Raw genomic sequence first — 21538 nt, 5'->3', positions numbered from 1 at the left:
CTCATGGGCTGCATGCCAGAGCAGCATCAGTTGAAATAGTACGCAGGCCAAGAGCCAGCATGAGGAGTTAAGATAGGCTCGTTGCTGAACTATGCTCTTATTAACTGCTGTCGAGTTACAACCAGACAATACTCATGCACCCGATCACTTCAGATAGTGGCAGATGATGCCACCTGAGTATGTCAATGGTGTGACAGAGCCTGCATAAACAGTCGGGTTCCAGCCCAGTGTGAATGGCACGCGGTGTCTGACCCTTTAAAGTGCAGCTTACCAGTGCAATAAGTTGAAAATTAAGGCTATTTCTTTTAATCAGCGCTATGAGTGCCTGCCTATTTAAGTCGGCGTCGGCAGTAGATTGTCATCTGCTAATGACTCCTGGTTGGCTAAAAATGTGTGATTTGGCGATTTTTTGTTATAATCACCGCTTTGCTGGTGCAAATAGTATCGATGCGTGATGAATTAAAGGAGCGGATCACCCTAGGCGGAGACTTGGATCGCTCACTGCGCGAGGGGTATCAACTCGACTTGCCGCGCTTGTTCAAAGAGGCTTGGCGGTTGACGTTGAGTAGCCGATTGGCGCTTTTTTTTGCCATTCTGGCGGTGATTGGTCTCACCTTGCTCAGTTTTCGTTTGGTGGCGTTCAGCGGTTTGCTTGATGGCCACGCTTTCGCTCAGGATATGCTAGTCACCTTGGTGATAGCGGCTTTGCTCTCGCCCATCAGCAGTAGCCTGGATATGTTGGGTCTGCGTCGGGCCTTGGGGGGGCGAGTCAAACCCAGCATGATTTTCGATTATTGGGGCCATTTTGTTGTATTGGCCCAGACCAGCCTGCTCATCAACGGTATCAAAGGGTTGATTGAGAGTCTGGTCATGCATATGGGCGTGTCTGAAACCTGGCTGATGATTCCCATCGCCTGTTTCAGCATGACCATGTTGTACACCATACCATTGGTGTTGGAGCGAGGGTTGTCGCCGGCGCGAGCCATGCTGACCTCCTTTCGTCTCTTTATTAAGGGCTGGCCACAGCTAGTGTTGATCTACGCTGTGCTGGTTGCCTTATTTGTCCTGGCCATGTTGCCACTCGGCTTGGGGCTCATCTGGATGATGCCGTTCTATTTGATTATGAATGGTCTTATCTACCGCGAAGTGTGCGGTGTTCGTCTGTCAGTCAATATTCAGCAGACGGAGGCTGCAACTCACGACAAGGGGAGCTTTGTTGCATGAAGTTGACCAGACTATGGACGTTGTTATTGCTCAGCGCTGCGGTACCCGCCGCAGTAGTTGGCAACCCGGGATCTCAGGCTGAAATAGCCGCCGTTGCACAGAGTATGGCAGCGGTAGATATAGCGGCTGAGGCTCCCGATTTTAAAGCCATCAAGGATGTCAATGAGCGTAAACAGGCATTCGTTGACTATCTACGTCCGTCCTACGAGATAGTGGCTGCGAATATCCTGACCCAGCGTAATAAGCTGGAAAAGCTGCAACGGCAGCTGTCCCAGGGCATTGAGCTTTCGGCTGAACAGCTTGATTGGCTCGAGGAGTTGGGTCGCCAATACCGTATCCAGGGTATGGTGGCTGACTCTAGTGGGATTGACCAACTTCTGGTACGGGTGGATATCCTGCCCTCAGAGTTGGTATTTAGTCAGGCGGCTACCGAGTCAGGTTGGGGAACCTCCAAGATGGCGCGGCAGTTGAACAATTTTTTCGGCCACTATTGCTTCGAAAAGGGTTGCGGTGTCAGCCCATATCGACGCAAAGGCTCAGGGGAGGTGAAAGCATTTGAGTCACCGACCTTGGCTATTCAGGCCTACATGCGTAATGTCAACACTCATCCCGCCTATAACCAGGTGCGGAAGATGCGTGCAGACATGCGTGCCGAGGTGAAACCCTTGGATGCCGTGGCGTTGGCTAAAGGCTTCCGCCGCTATTCGACACAGGGCGATCGCTATGTGAAGAAAATTCAGGGGATGATCCGGACCAATCAACAGTATTGGTCACCCGATAAGTAAGCCATACTCGTGTGATGAAAAGGCCAGTCCATCGACTGGCCTTTTGTTTATGTGTTTTCACCTGAGCCAGCTCAAAGGTGGTGTGAGTGATGCTGTGGCGGGTGCTGCTCAAGCCATTCGTCAATATCGAGTATCACCAATGGCAGCTCGTTGAAGCAGAAACAGCCGTTGTCCAGCCACAGTAAGTTGCCGGAGGCCCAGGGTGCCTCACCCGGTATCGGGGTGTGCCCTAAGCAGATCAGATCGATGCCGGCTATATGATCATCCTTGGGGGGGGCAGGATGCTCGGGGGTGTGGATGGCGTGGGCTTGCCGCAGATGGTGCAACCGTTCACGGCGCCAGAGGAGTTTTTCCAGCAGTTCGGGATCCGGGGCTGGGGCACGCAGGGTATTGACCAGCAGTTGCCAGTGACTGAACACCGGATCAGCATGGACCAGACCGACTCTGTGCTGGGCGCGGGTGGTGATCTCCATGGCATAGGGGAGGGTGGCTATCTTGTCATGGCACAAGGTCATGACTTCCTCTTGCGTCGTCGCATCCAGGGTTTCATACCAGGAGCCACCATTCATAAACCACAGTTTACGAGCTTGCGCACTCTGACCTAATAGGGCCGTCAGCATCAGTTGCTCATGGTTACCCCGAATGGTGTGAAACCAGGGCTGATGTAGCAGACGCAGGCAGGAGAGGCTATCCGGCCCTCTATCGGTCAAATCCCCCAAGGCTAGCACCACATCGCCTTGCTCTGGCGTGAACGCCAGCGCTTGCAGCGTCTGCTGCATGCATTCATAGCAGCCGTGTAGATCGCCCATGACGAAGGTACGGCCTTTTACCTGCAAGTAACTCAGCACGAGCGTCTCCAACCAAGGGTGGGCTCTTTAAGTGTAATTGAGACTCTACTCTTTGCTGCGTTGCTTATTGATAAAGATGTGATTTTCCTCCTCGGTGAATGGTGCAAAAGAAAAAGCGGCCTGAGCCGCTTTGCATCGATGGGCGATGTGCATCGTGATTATTCGTCCGTGGTAACCTTGCGTTTACGCAGGGGAGCAAAGCCATCGCGATTCATATCTTGTCGCGGTTGCTGCTTATGAGGGCGATCTTTGTTGTTGGCCGGGCGTGCCTTGTGGGGGGCCGGTTTGCCTGACACCTTCGGCTCTTTGGCCACCAGCAGCGGATGCACGGCTGGGTTGGTACTACGCTTCCTGCCCATCACACCCTTGAATTTCCCGGTCAACCCTTCGACTTCGCTAAAGGGGATCTCCAGGCTGAGTAGGTTCTTGACCGCCTGATAGCTAGCCCAATCTTTGGCACTGACCAACGAAATGGCGAGCCCCTTGGCGCCAGCCCGGCCGGTACGGCCAATCCGGTGGATAAACTCCTCGGGGGCCTTGGGCATGTCGAAGTTAATGACCAGGGAGACATTGACCAGATCCAACCCGCGTGAGGCGATGTCGGTGGTAAATAATAGCTTGAAGTGACCTCGGCTGAAGCCATCCATGATGGTGTTACGTGCATTTTGCTTTAAATCACCCGACAGGGCGGCCGCATTCATCCCCTTCTCATTGAAGCGTTGAGCCAAGCGTTCGGTATCGGCCCGAGTTGCGGTAAAGATGATGGCTTGCTGATAGGACTCGTGGCTCAGCAGATGTTCCAGCAGCGCCTGTTTGTGATCCAGGTGGTCACACAGGAGGAAGCGCTGCTCGATATCTTCATGGGGGGCCAACTCCTGGCCGACCGTGATACGCCGTGGTGCATCCAGCAGCACTGTGGCTAGCTCTTCAAATTCGGTGTGGGCCAGGGTGGCGGAGAACATCAGCGTCTGGCGCAATCTATGGCTGGCAATTTCGTGGATCTGTTTGAGCTCATTGGCAAAGCCCAAATCCAGCATCCGATCGGCCTCATCGAGTATCAGTATTTCTAAGCCATCCAGGAACAGGGTGCGCTCGGCCAAGTGGTTGGCGATGCGGCCTGGGGTGCCGATAAGTACCTGGGGTAGCCGTTGCAGCTGTTTGGCCTGATCGTTGAAGTTTTCGCCACCCAGGATCAACGCGCCCTTGAGGTTGGTGCCTGCCAGTAGCAGACGCAGTTGGCCATATACTTGCTTGGCCAATTCGCGCGTGGGGGCGAGGATCAGGGCGCGAGGGCCGCGCTTGCCCAGAACTTTACTGGTCAACAGGCGTTGTACCATGGGTAGCAAAAAGGCGAGTGTCTTCCCTGAGCCGGTTTTGGAGGAGGCGGCCAGATCGTAGCTGGCCAGGATCTGGGGAATGGCTCGTTGCTGGATTTCAGTCATATGGGTAAAGCCCAGATGTTCAATGGCCTGCAACAGGCGCTTATTCAGTGACAGCTCGTCAAAACGCAAGATAACGCTCCAGATATACGGCCTTAGGCCTGGGAACAACTACAAAAAAGAAAATGGCTAGCCAGATGTAGGGGTAAGCGGCCAGCACTCATGGCGCTATTCTACGTCAAGCCCTCGTTTGCCGCGACATTTCTTGCTTTTTGCTGCTCAGGAAGCGGCTTATGGCGGCTAATGACGTTGACAGGGGCTTGGCAAAACTTCTAGATTGTCGGGTCTGTTCATACTGTCGCCAGGGAGCAGGGCCTCGAACTGGAGGTGTCGGGCTTGTGGGTGTTGGCTGTGCCCGGGTTTTTCCGTTTTACCATCGTGTTTTGCTACGATCATGCGGTTCCCCAGCTTTCTCTCACACCTAATACATACGTCCGCCTTAAGTCTGGCTCTACGCGGCATTCAATATATGGGAATATAAAATGCACTATCAAACCGATGACGTTCGTATCAAAGAGATCAAGGAACTGTTGCCGCCGGTCGCGATACTGGAGAAGTATCCGGCAACCGAAACGGCATCGGCAACCGTATTTGAAGCCCGTGATGCCATTCATCGCATCCTGACCGAGACCGATGATCGCCTACTGGTGGTCATTGGCCCCTGCTCCATCCATGATCCCAAGGCCGGGATTGAATATGGTCAGAAATTGCTGGCCTTGCGTGATGAACTCAAAGATCGCCTGGAAATCGTCATGCGCGTGTACTTCGAGAAGCCGCGTACCACAGTGGGTTGGAAGGGGCTTATCAATGATCCCTTCATGGATGGCAGCTTCCGCATCAACGATGGTCTGCGTATTGGTCGCAAGTTGCTGCTGGACTTAAACGAGCTGGGTATGCCGACTGCCAGTGAGTTCCTGGATATGATCTCTCCCCAGTATGTGGCGGATTTGATGAGTTGGGGGGCTATCGGCGCTCGTACCACCGAATCCCAGGTACACCGTGAGCTGGCATCCGGCCTCTCTTGCCCAGTCGGTTTCAAAAACGGCACGGACGGCACCACCAAGGTGGCCATTGATGCCATCAATGCGGCTAGTGCGCCTCACTGTTTCCTCTCCGTTACCAAGTTTGGTCACTCGGCCATAGTACAGACGGGTGGTAACCCGGATTGCCATATCATACTGCGTGGTGGTAAAGAGCCTAACTACAGTGCCGCCCATGTGGCTGCGGTCGCCCAGGAGCTGCAAAAGGCCGGCCTGTCTGCCAAGGTGATGGTGGACTTTAGTCATGCCAACAGCTCCAAGCAGTACCAGAAGCAGATGGAAGTGTGTACCGATGTTTGCAACCAGGTTGCTGGTGGTAGCAAGACAGTATTTGGCGTCATGGTCGAGAGCCATCTGGTTGAAGGGCGTCAGGATCTGGTTGAAGGCCGGGCTTGTGAGCTGAACTATGGTCAGAGCATCACCGATGCTTGTATTGGCTGGGGTGACACTGAACAGCTATTGCGCCAGTTGGCCGATGCGGTTACCGCCCGTCGCGGTTAAGCTAACGGGTTGAACGTCCGAGGGCCGCACTGTGCGGCCCTCGCTATTTGTCTGCTTAGATTGCGACCACCCGCTGACACCGTTTTTCCCCGTCAGCCACACACCACTCGGCTAGATGTGAGTATACAAATGGCAACACGAGAACCCCTCGCAAGAGTCACTCAATAGACTGGTCCTCTACGCTCTTGTTGCAAAAAGAGCGACGCAAGGCATCGCTTATTACTAACGCAATTTTTCAGTTAAAGCCCAATACCGAGTAAGCGCTGAGTGCTCTTTAACGCGGCCTGCAAGGCGGTATCATCACGCCTGAGCTTGGTCAGCAGGCTAGCCCCCAACCAGAGTTGATAGAGCTCCTGAGCCATCGCCTCTGCGGAAATGGCTAGCTGTAACTGTTTGGCTCTTTGGGCCTGATCCAGTATGCAAGTCAACGCCTTGGTAATGCGCTCTGTTCCACTTAACAGTGCTTGGCGCAGAGGTTCGGACAAATCAGCAACTTCGGCACTGAGTTTGACCACTAGGCACTGCTCTTCACAACAACCATCACGATAAAGCTGATGCCACTGGCTCCAATACCCCATGATGCGGTTGGTGTAACTCACGCTCTCATCGGTGAATAGTGTCTCTAGTCGAGCCAGATAGAGAGCAAAATAGTGCTCTACCAGCTCAATACCAAACTGCTCTTTTGAACGAAAATAGTGGTAAAACGAGCCCTTGGGCACGCCAGCGGTTTGTAATATTTCGGCCAACCCAACGGCGGAAAAGCCTCTACCCAAAATAAGTCGGGTGCCGGTTTCCAGCAGGTGAAGCCGGGTGTCGCTAAATTCACTCTTCATGGCGATAACTCTATATTACAACTAGACCAGTCGTCTACTGATTGTTCCTAGTAATATGGTAGCTATCTTCCATGGGGGAGGGAAAGACGTTTTTGATCGTGACCCAATTGCAGACGTGGGCTTTTCTCGCGACATAGATAAGCGGAGAATTACCGGATTAGTCAGGTTCGGCTTGGCCAAAACGCCATCGACCAAGCGTTCAAATCCCAAAGCGCGTAGTTCAGGAGTGTGTGATGAAACAAGCCCAACGGCATCAGGAAATCATTGAGCTACTCAGCCAGTGTGGTTTTGCCTCGACCGAGGAGCTAGTGGCGCACTTTGATATCAGTCCTCAGACGATACGTCGTGACCTGAACGAGCTGGCAGAGCAGAACAAGATCCAACGCCATCACGGTGGGGCTTCGCTGCCCAGTGCCGGGATGAGCCAAGCCTATAGCGGTGGGCGCGACTCCCATTGGGAAGAGAAGCAGCGTATTGCCAAAGTGGTGGCGAGCCGGATCCCGGATGGTGCCTCGCTCTTTATCGGCATAGGCGCAGCACCGGAAGCTGTAGCTCGGGCCCTGTTGGATCACCGCGATCTGCGCATTGTCACCAATAACCTGAATGTGGCGAGCCTGCTGACGGCCCGAGATGACTTCATGGTGAGCATAGCGAGTGGGGAAATCCGCAATCGTGATGGCGCCATCCTGGGGGAGACCAGCCACGCGCATATCCGGCAATTTCGTATGGATTTTGCCATCTTGGGTGTGTCGGGAATGGATGAACAGGGTGGGTTATTGCTTGCGGATCTGCAGGAACGCCAAATCAGTCGTAGCATGCTAGAGCTGGCTCGACGAGTCTTTGTACTCATTGAACATTGGCAGTTCATGCCCAGTGGCATGGTGCATCTGGCGCAGCTAGCCGAGGTCGACACGCTGTTTACTGACCGCTCCCTGCCAGAGGGATTGGCCACGCAACAGCAGCTTACCGATTGCGTGGTTTGCTGAGGGTGTTTTGATGAAATTTTTCACCAAAAACATGGATGCCAACTCAAGGGTTGGCATAGCACGTAGGTAGAAAATAGCGCGCCTTATCGAAAAAACTGCTTACCTTTAGCTAAATAATCTGTTTATTTTACTAGGTATCTGGCGGCTATGATGGTTGCAGCGTGATATGGCCCATTCTGCAGGGTATTGGTGCAGACAAGTGACCCCAGTCATGGAACTCAATGGTTGGCCGGTGATCTATGTTAATTGTTTGTAACTTTACAACAGTTTTGGGAGTGATTGCGGGTTGTTTGCCCTCAATAAGTTAATCAAAGGAAGTCAGAATGAGCCGTTACTCTTTGGATAAAGCCAAGATCAAGGTCCTGCTGCTGGAGGGGGTACACCCCAGTGCCGTGGAGATATTCCAGGCTGCAGGTTACAGCGAAGTGGAGTATCAGAAGGGTGCTCTGGATGATGAGGCACTGTTGGCCAAGCTGCAGGATGTGCATTTTCTTGGCATTCGCTCCCGTACCCAGCTGACTGATGCCGTTCTGGCTGCTGCGCCCAAATTAGTGGCGGTAGGCTGTTTTTGCATTGGCACCAATCAGGTGGATCTGGCCGCCGCCGAGGCATTAGGCATCCCGGTCTTCAATGCCCCCTATTCCAACACCCGCAGTGTGGCTGAGCTGGTGACCGGTGAGTATCTGCTGCTGTTGCGCGGCATAGCCGAGAAGAATGCCAAGGCCCATCGAGGCGAGTGGGACAAGAGCGCCAACAACTCGGTGGAAGCCCGCGGCAAGAAGCTGGGTATCATAGGCTATGGTCACATAGGTACTCAGGTGGGCATTCTCGCCGAGAGCCTGGGGATGCAGGTCTACTACTATGACATCGAGAACAAACTCTCTTTGGGCAATGCCAAACAGGTCAGTTCACTGGATGAATTGCTGGCGCTGGCGGATGTGGTGACCCTGCATGTGCCGGAAACCGAAGCGACTCGTGACATGATAGCTGCCGAGCAGTTTGCCAAGATGAAGCCCAATGTCATCTTCCTGAATGCTTCACGCGGCACTGTGGTGGTGATCGACGATCTGGTGGCCGCCCTGGAGAGCAAGCATATTGCTGGCGCAGCCCTGGATGTCTATCCGGTAGAGCCTGCGACCAATAAGGAGCGCTTTACCTCACCGCTGCAGCGCTTTGATAATGTGATCCTGACGCCGCATATTGGTGCCTCGACCCTAGAAGCTCAGGAGAACATCGGCATCGAGGTGGCGAACAAGTTGGTACGCTACTCCGACAATGGCTCCACCCTAACGGCTGTCAACTTCCCCGAAGTCTCGTTGCCTGTGCTGGGCCAGGTCAGTCGCTTGCTGCATATCCACCGTAATCAGCCTGGTGTGCTTAACCAGATCAACCAGGCGTTTGCCACGCAAAACATCAATATTGCGGCGCAATACCTGCAGACGACAGCCAATATCGGTTATGTGGTGATCGATGTGGAAACCGAGCGCAGTGAAGAGGCGCTGGCTATGTTGAAAGCCATTGATGGCACGCTGCGAGCGCGGATCCTGCACTGAGGATCCAGATAACAGGAAAACAAAAAGGAGGCGACAGCCTCCTTTTTTTATCGCGAACTTAGCCAGCTATTAGAACAGCTTATGGCTCAGTTCGAACATCTCGTCATCGAACGGACGCTTCATGTTCTCGATGCAGTCGATGATGTCGTGATGTACCAGCTTGTTCTCTTGCAGACCAATGCAACGACCACCCACGCCGGTGAGCAGCAGCTCAACAGCATAGGCACCCATGCGGCTGGCCATGATACGATCACGCGCCGTCGGGCTACCACCACGTTGAATGTGACCCAGAATGGTGGCGCGGGTTTCGAGGCCGGTATGGGCTTCGATTTCCTTGGCCAGGGCATTCACATCGGTGACGTGCTCACAGATGGTCACCATGGCGTGGCGCTTGCCCTTGGAGATACCATCATCGATCTGGGCCAGCAGCTCAGCCTTGTTAAAGCCTTTCTCCGGAACCACGACAAACTCGGCGCCGCCAGCGACGGCGGCTGACATGGCCAGGTCACCACAGTGACGACCCATGACTTCGACCACAGAGATACGCTTGTGGGAAGTGGAGGTATCACGCAGGCGGTCGATGGCTTCCATGACCACGTTCAAGGCAGTGTCAAAGCCGATAGTGAACTCGGTACCGGCGATGTCATTATCGATAGTGCCCGGCAAACCAACACAGGGGTAACCCATCTCGGTCAGCTTCTTGGCGCCCATGTAGGAGCCATCACCGCCCACCACGACCAGTGCATCGATACCATGTTTTTTCAGGTTTTCGATGGCTTCGCGACGGACTGACTCTTCTTTGAAGGCCGGGAAACGAGCCGAACCCAGGAAGGTACCACCACGGTTAATCACGTCAGAGACGCTGTGGCGCTCTAACTTGCTAATGCGGTCCTGATGCAGGCCCAGGTAGCCATCACGAATACCATAAACCTCCAGACCGGCAGACAGACCGGCGCGAACTACAGCACGGATGGCTGCGTTCATGCCTGGTGAGTCACCGCCACTGGTCAGAACACCAATTTTCTTGATCATAGTGTGCCTCTATAAGTCGAAGTTTCTTGTATAAATTGGTGGGGCAGGCAGGCCCCCGTGTCGCGCCAGGGTGCCCATGGGCTGCCGAATCGCAGGAGTATGGCAGTGGCGTTACTTTCACACAAGGCCCCCCGTCACAGAGGGAAAGTACGCCATGGGCTTGCAGGTGCAGACACGGTGAGGGCGTCTTATGACGCCCTCACGTGGATTATTGCTTGGCGCCAGCGATGATTTGGGCAAAATCGTCAGGCTTCAGAGAAGCGCCGCCGACCAGACCACCATCGATGTCTGCTTGACCGAACAGATCAGCAGCAGTAGCACCAGTTACGGAGCCACCGTACAGGATCTGTACCTTGGCAGCCACGTCAGCACTGAAACCGGCCAGGTAGGCGCGGATATGTGCGTGTACAGATTGGGCAATTTCTGGGGTGGCAGTCTTGCCGGTACCGATGGCCCATACAGGTTCGTAGGCAACGACAGCCTTGGTGAAAGAGTCGATGCCGCAACGGTCGATAACGGCCTTCAGCTGGGTTTCCACCACGCTGTTGGTCTGGCCAGCTTCGAACTGAGCCAGAGTTTCGCCGATACACAGAACCGGGATCAGATCACCCTTCTGGATGGCTTCATACTTGGCGGCAACCACGTCATCGTTCTCGGCATGCAGAGTACGACGCTCGCTGTGACCAACCAGAGCATACTTACAACCAAACTCCTTGAGCATGGCCGGAGAGTTTTCGCCGGTGAACGCGCCGGAAGTGTGTACGTCAGCATTTTGTGCGCCGTACTGAATGCGGGAGCCTTCAGCCAGTTTCTCAACCAAACCCAGGAAGATAACCGGCGGGCAGACGGCTACTTCAACGCCTTCAGCCTTGGCAGCTGGTTCAACCAGTGCTTTAACCAGGGCTTCTACAGAGGCTTTGGTGCCGTTCAACTTCCAGTTACCCATTACCAATGGTTGTCTCATTTATTCATCCTCCAGATGTGTTAGCTGTGGGCCATTATAAGAGCTGATGACCGCCCCGAATAGTCAGGGCTTGATCATGCTTGGTATTATTTTAAGGAATTTACTGATCCATATCAGTTTTTATCCTAGACAATGTTCAATCTTTGGACTGTCCACGAAGTTTGTGCCAAATCTGGCCTACCCACTCATGCAGGGCTGTCTCGGAATAGATGAGATAGCGTCCACTTGGGAGATAGCCATAGGAGGGGACAGGGCGCTGCTCCTCTCGCCCCAGATAGTCGGTGGGGGCGGGGATCACCTCAAATCCAGCCTGACGTATGAGTCCCATGGCGCGGGGCATATGACTGGCCGAGGTGACCAGGGCGGCCTTATGTTGGCCTATGATTTGGCCATAGTGAGCGACCTCATCCTGGGTGTCGAAGGCGTCCTCGATTAGGATCATATCGCGGCGGGGAATGCCATAAAACTCGGCGATGCGGGCGTACATCTCGGCGCAGGAGAGAGGATCGCTGCTGACATTACCTGAGAGCACCAGTTTGGCCTGAGGGTTGAGCCGCTTGAGGTGGATGGCTTCCAGGATCCGTGCATAGGTGGTGCTAGTAGGTTGGCTGGTTAAAGGGACTGACGGGTCACTGACATGGCCGTGGCCGAGGACCAGAATAAAATCGACCTGCTGAGTTGTGGGGAAGGGCGGGTATTGCTGCTCCAGAGGACGCAATAGATCTACCCCCACGGGGCGTAGCGAAAAACAGAGTAGTAACAGTGTGCCCAGGGTACAAAGCCCCTTGCCTAGCTTCTGGCGCCGCGTGAACCAGAGCAGCAGCAGCCCCAGTAACAGTAGGGTCAAACCGAGGGGAAGGGGCATCAAAAGCCCGCCAAGCCATTTTTTTAACCAGAACATGAGTGATCTCTGAGCAGCTGCAATCGGTGCCGTTTGCAGGGGTTAGGCGATGTGCCAGAATAGCCCTCCTTTGAGTGAAACGGAACCGTTAGGGTGAGCATGGATCATAGCTTCGATGGCCTGACAGATAAATTTGCCCAAAATATCTATGGCACAAGCAAGGGGCGGATCCGGGCGGCTGTGGTCTGGCAGGATCTACAAGGTTGCCTGAGCCGACTGGGCGACCGGCCTCTGCGCATCTTGGACGCTGGTGGCGGCTTTGGCTATTTTGCCCAACAGCTGGCAGCTATGGGGCATCAGATTGAGCTATGCGATCTCTCGGCCGAGATGCTGGAGCTGGGCCGCGAGCAGATCGAGGCCAAGGGATTAGGCGATCGTATCCGCCTCATCCACTGTCCGATCCAGGAGCTGGATCAGCATATTGTGGGTGAGTTTGATCTCATACTGTGTCACGCCGTGTTGGAATGGCTGAGTGAACCTCGGCAGACCTTGTTATCCTTGCTCGGTTTTTTGGCTCCTGGCGGTATTTTGTCGCTGCTGTTTTACAACCGTCATGCGCTGTTGTTTCAGAGCCTGGTTGTGGGCAACTTCGACTACATACGCGCCGGGCTCATCAAGAAGCGCAAACAGAAGCTGACCCCCAATAATCCCCAGGTACCGGAAGAGGTATATGACTGGTTGCAGCGGGGCGGGCTCAAGCTCATAGGTAAAACTGGCGTGCGGGTGATCCATGATTACATGCGCCACAAGCAGGATCAGCAGGAGAAATTTGATGATCTGCTGGAGATGGAGCAGCGTTACTGCCGTCAAGAGCCCTATGTGTCGTTGGGCCGTTACATCCATGTGATGGCGCAACGACCCTTATCCAAGTCTATCGAGAAAACATGTTATGACTGAGGTTGTCTTCCACTCCCCAGTGGAGCGTACTCTGCCGGAGCTGGTGGGGTGGGTGAAACAAGAGGGGCTGGCGCTGACCCTGGCCAACGACAAGTTGGCCTTTCTCATTGCCATCTCGGCCCTGTCCCGGGGGGATACCAGCCAGGAGCTCACCGAAGCGGCGTTACACGATGCCTTTGGCTATGTGAGCCAGATCTTCGAGCAGATGGATGAGACCCAGACCCACAGGGCTAACAATGCCATCAATGAACTGGTGCGACAGAAGTTGCTCTCCCGCTTCAATGCCGATCCGGTGGAGGGCGAGAGCCTCTATCGTCTGACGCGCCTGGCGGTGGGCATAGTCGAGTTCTTCGTCGAACAAAAAGAGGTGAGCAGCATCAAGCTCTCCTTGCTGCTGGAGCAGGTGGCCAGTGAGCTGAGCAAGGCTTATGCCGCGGCCAGCCAAAACGATGAGCTGGCGCACTGGAACGAGCAGGTTTACCCCAGACTCAAGTTCTCGGTGGAGGAGATCCTCTCCCGCATCGACTTGACCCAGCGGGCCATGGATGAGCATCAGAACCAGGTGAAGGCGGAGATCGCCGATCTGCTGAACCAGGATTGGACCCAGGCGATCCACAGTTGTGAAAAACTGCTGCGGGAAACCGGCCAGACCCTGCGCGAGCTGCAGGATACGCTGGATGCCGCAGGCCATGATCTGCAAGATGGTCTGCTCAACATCCAGGAGGCGTGCCAGGGGCGGGAAGAGTTGCTCCATATCGATGAGCTGACCCATGCCCTGCAGGCGCGGCTGGATGCCATCATCAGCTGGGGCCAGCAGTGTATCGAGCTCTGGGCCCGCTACGATCGCCATGTGCACAAGTTTATCCGTACCGCCATCGACATGGATAAAAACCGTGCCTTCAGTCAGCGGCTGCGGGACTCCATCCGCGACTTCCAGAACCATAACTGGCTGATGGTGGTGGCGCAGGAGCACCGTCTGCTGGAGCTGCGTGATGAGACACTGGCACTCCATGGTGATGAGGTGACAGGCGAGCTGCCCACCGAGCTGGAGTACCATGAGATGCTGGATGTGAATAACCAACTGGTGGAGCGCATCCAGGTGCATCTGGATGCCTTCCGGGAGCTGGGCAAGCCCCTGGATATGGCCGAGGTGTTGCGCGACTATTTAACCAGCTACCCCCAATATCAGCATTTCGATGTGGCCCGTCTGCTCATCGATGCCGCCATTCGCTTAGGCCATGCCGAGGCCGAGCTAACCGGCGCCAAACAGCCAAAATGGAAACCCATCAACGGAGCGGGAGCTAAGGTACAGGCCCATGTCATTGATCAATACTGAATTTCCACTGGCCCTGCGCATGGCGCAGGCCATTGCTAACCCGCTGTTTCCCAAATTGGATACCTGGCTGCGTAGCGGCCGGCATATCAGCCCGGATGACTTGCAGAATCACTCCTTCTTGCTGGAGTTTCATGATGAGCTGGAGCGCTTCTATGGCCGCTATCAGGTCGAGTTCATCAAGGCGCCGGAGGGTTTCTTCTATCTGCGTCCGCGCTCGACGTCCGAGATCGGCACCTCTGTGCTCTCCGAACTCGACATGTTGGTAGGCAAGGTGCTCTGTTATCTCTACCTCAGCCCGGAGCGGTTGGCCAATGAAGGACTCTTCTCCTTGACTGATCTGCAGGAGGAGCTGTTGACCCTGGCCGATGATAAACAACTGCTGCGCATGGTAAACCAGCGTAGCGGTGGCTCGGATCTGGATAAACGCAAGCTGCTGGAGAAGATGCGCACCTCCCTGCGCCGCCTCAAGCGGTTGGGCATGGTGGTCTCTATTGGCAGCGGTGATAAGTTTCGGGTCAACGAAGCGGTGTTCCGTTTTGGCGCCGATGTGCGCAGCGATGAGGATCCTCGCGCCGTGCAACTGCGCATGATCCGCGAAGGCGAGGCCATCTTGCATGATGATGAGTTGCCCACCAGTGAGCACCTTCTGGATGAGAGTGAAGATGAGCTGGATGAAGAACAACTGGGACTGGACGTATAACCATGCGCGGTAAGTTTAAATCAATGACTATGGTCAACTGGAACGGCTTCTTTGCCCGGACCTTCGAACTTGACCAACTGGTAACTACGCTCTCTGGCGGGAATGGGGCGGGGAAATCCACCACCATGGCGTCGCTTATCACGGCGCTCATTCCCGATCAGACTCTGCTCCATTTCCGCAACACCACAGAGGCGGGCAGCTCCAGTGCCAGCCGTGACAAGGGGCTGTATGGCAAGCTGCAGCGGGGCCACTGCTATTCGCTGATCGACGTGCAAAACTCCCGGGATCAGCGCATCTGGGTTGGTGTACATCTGGAGCAGGTGGCGAACCGCGATAACAAGGTCAACATCACCCCCTTTGCCTTGCTGGAGGTGCCCGAGGGGATCCAGCCTACCGAGTTGCTGCTGGAGAAGCTCGATGGCGACAAGGCCAAGGTGCGTCCCTTTGCCGACTTGCGTAAGGTGGCCGCCGAACTGGGTGCCTTGAAAGTCGCCAAGTTCAATTCGGTGACCGATTATCACAACTTCATGTTCGAGTACGGCATATTGCCGAAGAAGATGCGGGATCAAAAAGATCGGGCCCGTTTCTATCGCCTGATCGAAGCCTCACTCTATGGCGGTATCTCCTCTTCCATCACCCGCTCCTTGCGTGAATACCTGCTGCCGGAAAACTCCGGGGTGCGCAAGGCGTTCCAGGATATGGAGGCTGCCATCTATGAGAACCGCCGCACTCTGGATGCCATCCATGAGACCCAGTCCCAGCGGGATCTGTTCCGTAACCTCATTACAGAGACCACCCACTATGTGGCGGCCGACTACATGCGGAACAGCACAGAGAAGGCGCATCTCTCCGAGACGGCACTGGCTGGGCGGCGGCAACTGCAGGATAAGCACCGTCTGCTGCGCGAAGAGAAGCAGCGCGCCATCTTCCTGGCCGATGAAGCCGAGCAGATGCAGGCACGGGAAAAACACCTGACGGATGAGCTGGAGGCGGCCTCCGAGCTGCTGGCCAAGGTGATCAACGGGGTGGCCCTGGGTAAAAAGATTGAACAGTACCGGGAGGATGTCAGCGAGCTGGCCATGCGCCTGGAAGAGCAATTGGCTATGGTCGAGGAGCTGGGTGAACAGCGCCAGGATCTGGAGCAGAAAAAGCAACTGACCGAAGGGGAGGTGGATAGCCTTAAGACCCAGTTGGCCGATTATCAGCAGGCGCTGGACATTCAGCAGACCCGAGCTATTCAGTATCGCCAAGCCATCAAGGCCTTGGAGAGTGCCCGTGAGCTGTGTCAGTTGCCGGATCTGGATGTGACCGGTGTGGCTCACCAGCAGGGTCGTTTCAAGGAGCAGGAGCGGCAGTTGACCGATGCCCTGCTCGCGGTGCAGCAGCGCCTCAATCTGGCCAAGGCCGCGGCCAGCCAGTATGAGTCGACTCTGACCCTGTTGGGCAAGATAGCGGGGCCCGTCGAGCGGGAGCAGGCCTGGGAGACGGCCCAGCAGTTGCTGCGCCAGAGCCAGCAGTCGCGAGATCTGTTGGCGCGCACTACCCAGATCCAGCGGGCGGTGGGCGATCTGGAGCGCGAGCGTGAACAGTGCCAACTGGCGCAACGTCATAGCCAGGAGTTGCAGCGTCACTACCAGATCCAGGTAGTGGATGAAGAGAGCCTGGAGCTAGTGAGTGAAGAGCAGCAGGCTCGTCTGGACTCCTTGACCGAGCAGTTGGAAGGTGGACGGCAACAGGCGGCTCAGGTAGAGCAGCAACTCATTCAAGCCCGTACTCGCATCGAGCAGCTCAAAAAAGTGGCCCCGGCCTGGTTGGTGGCCCAAGAGAAACTCGATAAGTTGCGTGAGCTGGCGGCTGAGCCGCTGGAAAATGCGCAGGCCGTCTCGCAAGCGATGCACAAGGCCCTGGAGCGAGAGCGGCAGGCCGAGAGCGAGAAGAATCGGCTGCAACAGCGCAAGCTGGAGCTGGAGGCCCAGATCCGTCGTCTACAAAATGTGGGGGGCGAAGTAGACGAGCGCCTTGCGCGCGTAGCCGAACAGTTGGATGGGGTGCTGCTGTGTGATGTCTACGATGACATCAACATAGAGGATGCGCCCTATTACTCAGCGCTGTATGGACCCGCTCGTGCTGCCGTGGTCGTCGCCGATCTGGAAGGGGCCATAGAGCGGTTGAAGAGTCTGGAGGATGTGCCGGACGATATCTACCTGGTGCAGGGCAATCCTGAATCCTTTGATGAGGATCTACTGGATGCTCGAGAGCTAGAGCAGGCGCTGGTGGTGCGCGCCAGCGAGCGTCAGGTGCGCTACTCCCGTTACCCCAAGGTGCCGCTATTTGGCCGCGCGGCCCGCGAGCAACGAGTGGCGGTGCTGGAGCAGGAGCGTGAGGCGCTGATTGATGCCTATGCAACCTCTGCATTTGAGCAACAAAAGCATAGCCGCACCTATCACCACTTCAGTCAATTTATTGCCGAGCATTTGAGCGTCGCTTTTGAGGCCGATCCCGAGGCAGAATTGGAGCTGTTGCAAGCCAAGATGCGTGAGCTGCAAAGCGCCCAGGGTGAGCGGCAACAGCAGGATGCACAATACCGAGCCAATCAGGAGTCAGCCCGAGCGGCGTTGGCTCTCATTCAGCGATTGCGCCCCCTGCTGCATCTGCTCAACGCGGGCGATGACAGCGAGCGCTTGCAGTTGGCGCAAGCTGAATTAGCCGCACTGCAGCAGGCTGAGACATTTTTGCGGCACAAGGGGCCATGGCTGGATGAGCTGGCCTCCCAGGCCCATCTGTTGCGGGAAGATCCGCAGAATCTCGATGAGTTACAGCAAGGCTATGACGAGGCGGAGCAACAGCTGACCCAGGCGCGGCGTCGCAGTTTTACCCTGGATGAGTTGCTGGCTCGCAGTGGTCATTTTGCCTATCAGGATGCCGAAGCCATGCTGGGGCAGACCTCCCAGATCAGCGAACGCTTGAAGGCCAAGCTGGCGGAGGCCGAGCTGGCCCGTCGGCAGTTGACCAGTTCGGTTAGCCAGATCCAGGCGCGCTTCACTGAGTCCATGCAGGTGAAGACGGCTCTGCACTCCAGCGTGGAGGCCAAGCGCCAGACGCTGGGAGAGTTCGAGCAGGAGTTGGCCGCCATGGGGCTGACCATAACTCCGGATATGGAGGAGAAGGCGCGCCATCATAAGCGGGATGTGGAGGAGCAACTGGTGCGCACCCGCTCTCGCCGCACCCAAGCCGAGGCGCAATTCCAGGTATGTCGCCGGGATATCGACAGCATTCAGGCGCGGTTGGGCCATGAGGGCAAGGATTATCGTCTGGCACGCAAGCTGCTGATCCACCACAAACAGAGCTGGAACCGGGTGCTGCGCCTGGCCCGGGACAATGATGTGGAGAAGCGGTTGAATCGCCGCGAGCTGGCCTATCTGGATGCCGACGAGCTGCGCTCAATGTCGGATAAGGCCCTGGGCGCCTTGCGTCTGGCGGTGAGTCAGGATGAAGAGCTGCGGGATGCGCTGCGACTCTCCGAAGGCAACCGCAACACGGAGCAGAAGGTGGGCTTCTATGTGGTGGTCTATCGTTATCTCAAGGAGCGTATCCGCCACGATATTATCCGTTCAGATGATCCGGTGGAGGCCATAGAGGAGATGGAAATCGAGCTCTCCCGTCTGGCTGATGAACTCAAGCAGCGAGAGGCGCACCTCTCCTTGAGCTCAACCGAGGTGGCGGCCAAGATCACCAACATCATACGTCGTGAGCAGAACCGGATCCGGGTGCTCAACCAGGGGCTGCAAAATATCACCTTTGGTCAGGTGCGCGGGGTGCGGCTCAACGTCAACGTGCGCGAGGCCTATGCCCGTCTGCTCAATGCCCTGGGGGATCAGGCCACACTGCATCAGGACTTGTTTGCCGACGGGGAGATCACCTTCTCCGAGGCCATGGCCAAGCTGTTCCAGCGCTTGAATCCACATATCGACCAGGGCGAGCGCAGCCATCAGGTGCTGGGTGAGGCGCTACTCGATTACCGTAACTATCTGGAGCTGGAGATCGAAGTTCAGCGTGGTGTCGATGGCTGGTTACGGGCCGAGAGTGGGGCCCTCTCCACGGGTGAGGCGATAGGGACGGGTCAGGCTATTTTGCTGATGGTGCTGCAGAGCTGGGAAGAAGATGCCAAGCGGTTGCGCGCCAAGGATATTCTGCCTTGCCGTCTGCTGTTCCTCGATGAGGCGGCGCGGTTGGATGCCAAGTCCATCGCCACCCTGTTCGAGCTCTGTGAGCGGCAGGATATGCAACTGCTGATCGCCGCCCCGGAAAACATCAGCCCAGAGAAGGGCACCACCTATAAGCTGATCCGTAAGGTTCATGGCAAGCACGAACATGTGCATGTGGTGGGGCTGCGTGGCTTCGGCTATGTCAGTGGTGAGGAGCGCCTCAGCGCTTAAGACGCGCTCTAGAGTGCAAAAGCCCGGGTCATTTGACCCGGGCTTTTTGTTACTACGGAGCTTGAAGCGCAGTGCAGATCAGGTGAGCTCGATGATCTGCAGCTTGTCGCTCTCCTCGATATCCAGCAGCGGCACGGGCGCTATCTCGGGTTTATCGAAGGCGATATCCCCACCATTGATGATGCCGCTGTGACGGTCAATGCTCTTGAAATCGAAGATCTTGTGATCCAGCAGGTGGCTAGGCACCACATCTTGCAATGACTTGAACATGGTCTCGATACGACCGGGGAAGCGCTTGTCCCACTCTTGCAGCATCTGCTTGATGGCTTGGCGTTGCAGGTTTTCCTGAGAGCCGCACAGGTTGCAAGGAATGATGGGGAAGGCCTTCCACTCGGCGTAACGGATCAGATCCTTCTCCTTGCAGTAGGCTAAGGGGCGGATCACCACATGCTTGCCATCATCGCTCACCAGTTTCGGTGGCATGGACTTCATCTTGCCACCGAAGAACATGTTGAGGAACAGGGTTTCCAGAATGTCGTCTCTATGATGACCCAAGGCTATCTTGGTGGCCCCCAGTTCGGTTGCGGTGCGATAGAGAATGCCACGGCGCAGGCGTGAGCAGAGAGAGCAGGTGGTTTTGCCTTCCGGTATCTTATCCTTAACGATGGAGTAGGTGTCCTCCTCCACTATCTTGTAGGGGATACCCAGGGTCGCCAAATATTCCGGCAGCACATGGCCAGGAAAGCCGGGCTGCTTTTGATCCAGATTCACCGCTACGATATCGAAGTGGATGGGGGCGCTGGCCCGCAGATTAAGCAGTATATCCAACAGACTGTAGCTGTCTTTGCCGCCGGAGAGACAGACCATCACCTTGTCGCCCTCTTCAATCATGTTGAAATCGAAGATGGCCTGACCCACATGGCGCCGCAGGCGCTTCTGTAGCTTGTTGAGGTTGTAGATCTGTTTGCTGTTCGGTTCGTCAGACATGGTGCGGTCATCCGGGAGAAAATAGGCCGCTATTATAGCCAGCTCCCGAATGACGGCAAGGGTGGTTGCGACTTACTCTGTGGCGGCTGGATCGGCGCGCAGCACCAGTAGATCGCAATTGAGACTGTCGATGACTTGCTCGGCTGTGTTGCCTATCAGCGCGGCAGACCAGCCCGTACGCCCCACACTGCCCAGCAGAATGAGTTCGGCGTCCAGTTGCTGGGCCAGCTCTGGCAGCACATCTTCGGGCAGTCCGTCCAGCACATGGGTTTGCTCGGTGGGAATGTGATGCCTGGCAGCAAAGTCGGCCATCATGGTCACATGATGTTGGCGAATGGCCTCGTTATAGATCTCCGGAGTGAAGCCGGGCACTTCCAGGGCTATGTTGACCGCAGGAGCCGGCACCGCATTGACCAGATGCAACTTGGCTTTGACCAAGTGAGCCACCTGGCTGGCTTCACGTAACAGCTTGAGATTGAGCGTATTTTGCTCGGGCTCATTGCTGAAGTTCAACGCCACCAGAATATTGCCATCGGCGGGCCAGTCATGCTCTTTCACCAGCAGCAGGGGCACTGTGGCTTTGCGGATCAGATGCCAGTCGGTGGGGGTGAAGATGAAGGTCTCCAGTAACGAGTGCTGGTGGGCACTCTTGATGATGAGATCGTGCTGGAAGCTTTGGCACTCCTGCAAGATGCTCTCAAAGGGGCGGCCGTGCCAGATCACCTTGAGATCCAAATGCAATCCTTCATCGCGATAGGGTTGGATTAGCGTCTCCAGCCACTCCTCGCGCTGGGCCACCACGCCGGTACGCATCTCCTCCCGCTCTTCAGATGAGAGGATGGAGGTGATCTCATAGGAGAAATCATAGATAGGCATGAACACTTTGATGGTGGCGATATCCTGCAAGCGGGCTATCTCCACAGCACGATACAGCGCTGGTTGCGTCTCCATATTGGGATCGATGACAACCAGAAGATTGCGGTACTTGATCATGAGTCCCCCTCGAACATCGAAAAAAGAGTTCGCTTGAGACTAGGTTAGCTTAAATAGGGGCAGAAAGTATGAGCACGGCCAAC

Annotated in this window: 17 protein-coding genes; 9 read left to right on the top strand and 8 right to left on the bottom strand. The window is 55.7% G+C overall.

The genetic code is table 11. From position 1 onward, the window contains the following. Positions 1-447 precede the first annotated feature (447 nt). Both ACZYTD_RS12485 and ACZYTD_RS12480 read left to right on the top strand, forming a co-directional pair. The gene (locus tag ACZYTD_RS12485; RefSeq protein ID WP_463892461.1) at positions 448-1224 is read left to right on the top strand and encodes a hypothetical protein; all 777 of its coding nucleotides are present in this window, start codon (positions 448-450) and stop codon (positions 1222-1224) included. After that, positions 1221-2009 (top strand): glucosaminidase domain-containing protein, encoded by a 789-nt coding sequence (locus tag ACZYTD_RS12480; protein ID WP_463892459.1) that lies wholly within the window; start codon positions 1221-1223, stop codon positions 2007-2009. Before ACZYTD_RS12485 ends, ACZYTD_RS12480 begins: the two co-directional genes overlap by 4 nt. Before the next feature lie 71 nt (positions 2010-2080). Here the strand turns inward: ACZYTD_RS12480 and ACZYTD_RS12475 are convergent, their stop codons facing one another. Together ACZYTD_RS12475 and ACZYTD_RS12470 are read right to left on the bottom strand one after the other, a co-directional pair. Continuing rightward, positions 2081-2857, bottom strand: a complete 777-nt coding sequence (locus ACZYTD_RS12475) for a metallophosphoesterase (RefSeq protein WP_463892458.1) — start codon at positions 2855-2857, stop codon at positions 2081-2083. A 158-nt stretch (positions 2858-3015) separates the two neighbouring features. Continuing rightward, a complete protein-coding gene (locus tag ACZYTD_RS12470; protein ID WP_463892456.1) occupies positions 3016-4368 on the bottom strand; it encodes a DEAD/DEAH box helicase in 1353 nt (450 codons plus the stop codon). A 410-nt stretch (positions 4369-4778) separates the two neighbouring features. Here ACZYTD_RS12470 and aroG point away from each other — a divergent pair, with 410 nt between their 5' ends. Beyond that, positions 4779-5837 carry a 3-deoxy-7-phosphoheptulonate synthase AroG gene (gene aroG, locus ACZYTD_RS12465; protein WP_463892455.1) on the top strand — a complete coding sequence of 353 codons (1059 nt, stop codon included), beginning with the start codon at positions 4779-4781 and terminating at the stop codon, positions 5835-5837. A 239-nt stretch (positions 5838-6076) separates the two neighbouring features. Here aroG and ACZYTD_RS12460 read toward each other — a convergent pair whose 3' ends face one another. Then, positions 6077-6670 carry a TetR/AcrR family transcriptional regulator gene (locus ACZYTD_RS12460; RefSeq protein ID WP_463892454.1) on the bottom strand — a complete coding sequence of 198 codons (594 nt, stop codon included), beginning with the start codon at positions 6668-6670 and terminating at the stop codon, positions 6077-6079. Positions 6671-6903: 233 nt separating this feature from the next. Between ACZYTD_RS12460 and ACZYTD_RS12455 the strand changes: the two genes are divergently transcribed. Next, positions 6904-7656: a DeoR family transcriptional regulator gene (locus ACZYTD_RS12455; RefSeq protein ID WP_463892453.1), complete on the top strand. Its 753-nt coding sequence runs from the start codon at positions 6904-6906 to the stop codon at positions 7654-7656. Positions 7657-7979: 323 nt separating this feature from the next. Next, positions 7980-9209, top strand: coding sequence for a phosphoglycerate dehydrogenase (serA, locus tag ACZYTD_RS12450; protein ID WP_463892451.1), 1230 nt, complete (start codon positions 7980-7982; stop codon positions 9207-9209). Positions 9210-9278: 69 nt separating this feature from the next. On the opposite strand, the gene pfkA is transcribed toward serA, so the two are convergent. The 3 genes from pfkA to elyC all read right to left on the bottom strand — a co-directional run bounded on the left by pfkA (position 9279) and on the right by elyC (position 12106). Further along, positions 9279-10241, bottom strand: a complete 963-nt coding sequence (gene pfkA, locus ACZYTD_RS12445; protein WP_463892450.1) for a 6-phosphofructokinase — start codon at positions 10239-10241, stop codon at positions 9279-9281. A 208-nt stretch (positions 10242-10449) separates the two neighbouring features. Beyond that, positions 10450-11205, bottom strand: a complete 756-nt coding sequence (tpiA, locus tag ACZYTD_RS12440) for a triose-phosphate isomerase (RefSeq protein ID WP_463892448.1) — start codon at positions 11203-11205, stop codon at positions 10450-10452. Between the two features lie 136 nt (positions 11206-11341). Then, entirely contained in the window at positions 11342-12106 is a 765-nt protein-coding gene (elyC, locus tag ACZYTD_RS12435; RefSeq protein ID WP_463892446.1) for an envelope biogenesis factor ElyC, read from the bottom strand. Between the two features lie 93 nt (positions 12107-12199). Between elyC and cmoM the strand changes: the two genes are divergently transcribed. From cmoM to mukB, 4 genes are read left to right on the top strand one after another with little or no spacing between them, the layout of a single operon-like run. Then, entirely contained in the window at positions 12200-13003 is an 804-nt protein-coding gene (gene cmoM / locus ACZYTD_RS12430; RefSeq protein WP_463892445.1) for a tRNA uridine 5-oxyacetic acid(34) methyltransferase CmoM, read from the top strand. Beyond that, entirely contained in the window at positions 12996-14339 is a 1344-nt protein-coding gene (mukF, locus tag ACZYTD_RS12425; protein ID WP_463892444.1) for a chromosome partition protein MukF, read from the top strand. The genes cmoM and mukF overlap by 8 nt, the downstream gene beginning before the upstream one ends. Continuing rightward, positions 14320-15039, top strand: a complete 720-nt coding sequence (gene mukE / locus ACZYTD_RS12420) for a chromosome partition protein MukE (protein ID WP_463892443.1) — start codon at positions 14320-14322, stop codon at positions 15037-15039. Before mukF ends, mukE begins: the two co-directional genes overlap by 20 nt. A 2-nt stretch (positions 15040-15041) precedes the next feature. Further along, on the top strand, positions 15042-19475 hold the full coding sequence (mukB, locus tag ACZYTD_RS12415) for a chromosome partition protein MukB (protein ID WP_463892442.1): 4434 nt from the start codon (positions 15042-15044) through the stop codon (positions 19473-19475). Positions 19476-19553: 78 nt separating this feature from the next. On the opposite strand, the gene ttcA is transcribed toward mukB, so the two are convergent. Both ttcA and uspE read right to left on the bottom strand, forming a co-directional pair. Further along, positions 19554-20462 (bottom strand): tRNA 2-thiocytidine(32) synthetase TtcA, encoded by a 909-nt coding sequence (ttcA, locus tag ACZYTD_RS12410; protein ID WP_463892440.1) that lies wholly within the window; start codon positions 20460-20462, stop codon positions 19554-19556. A gap of 72 nt (positions 20463-20534) precedes the next feature. Then, the gene (gene uspE, locus ACZYTD_RS12405; protein ID WP_463892438.1) at positions 20535-21455 is read right to left on the bottom strand and encodes a universal stress protein UspE; all 921 of its coding nucleotides are present in this window, start codon (positions 21453-21455) and stop codon (positions 20535-20537) included. Positions 21456-21538: the final 83 nt, after the last annotated feature.

The organism is Pseudaeromonas sp. HNCC25DJ180, assembly GCF_055413345.1.
Note: the sequence above shows the minus strand (reverse complement) of the source record. Positions and strands in the feature narration are given on the sequence as shown.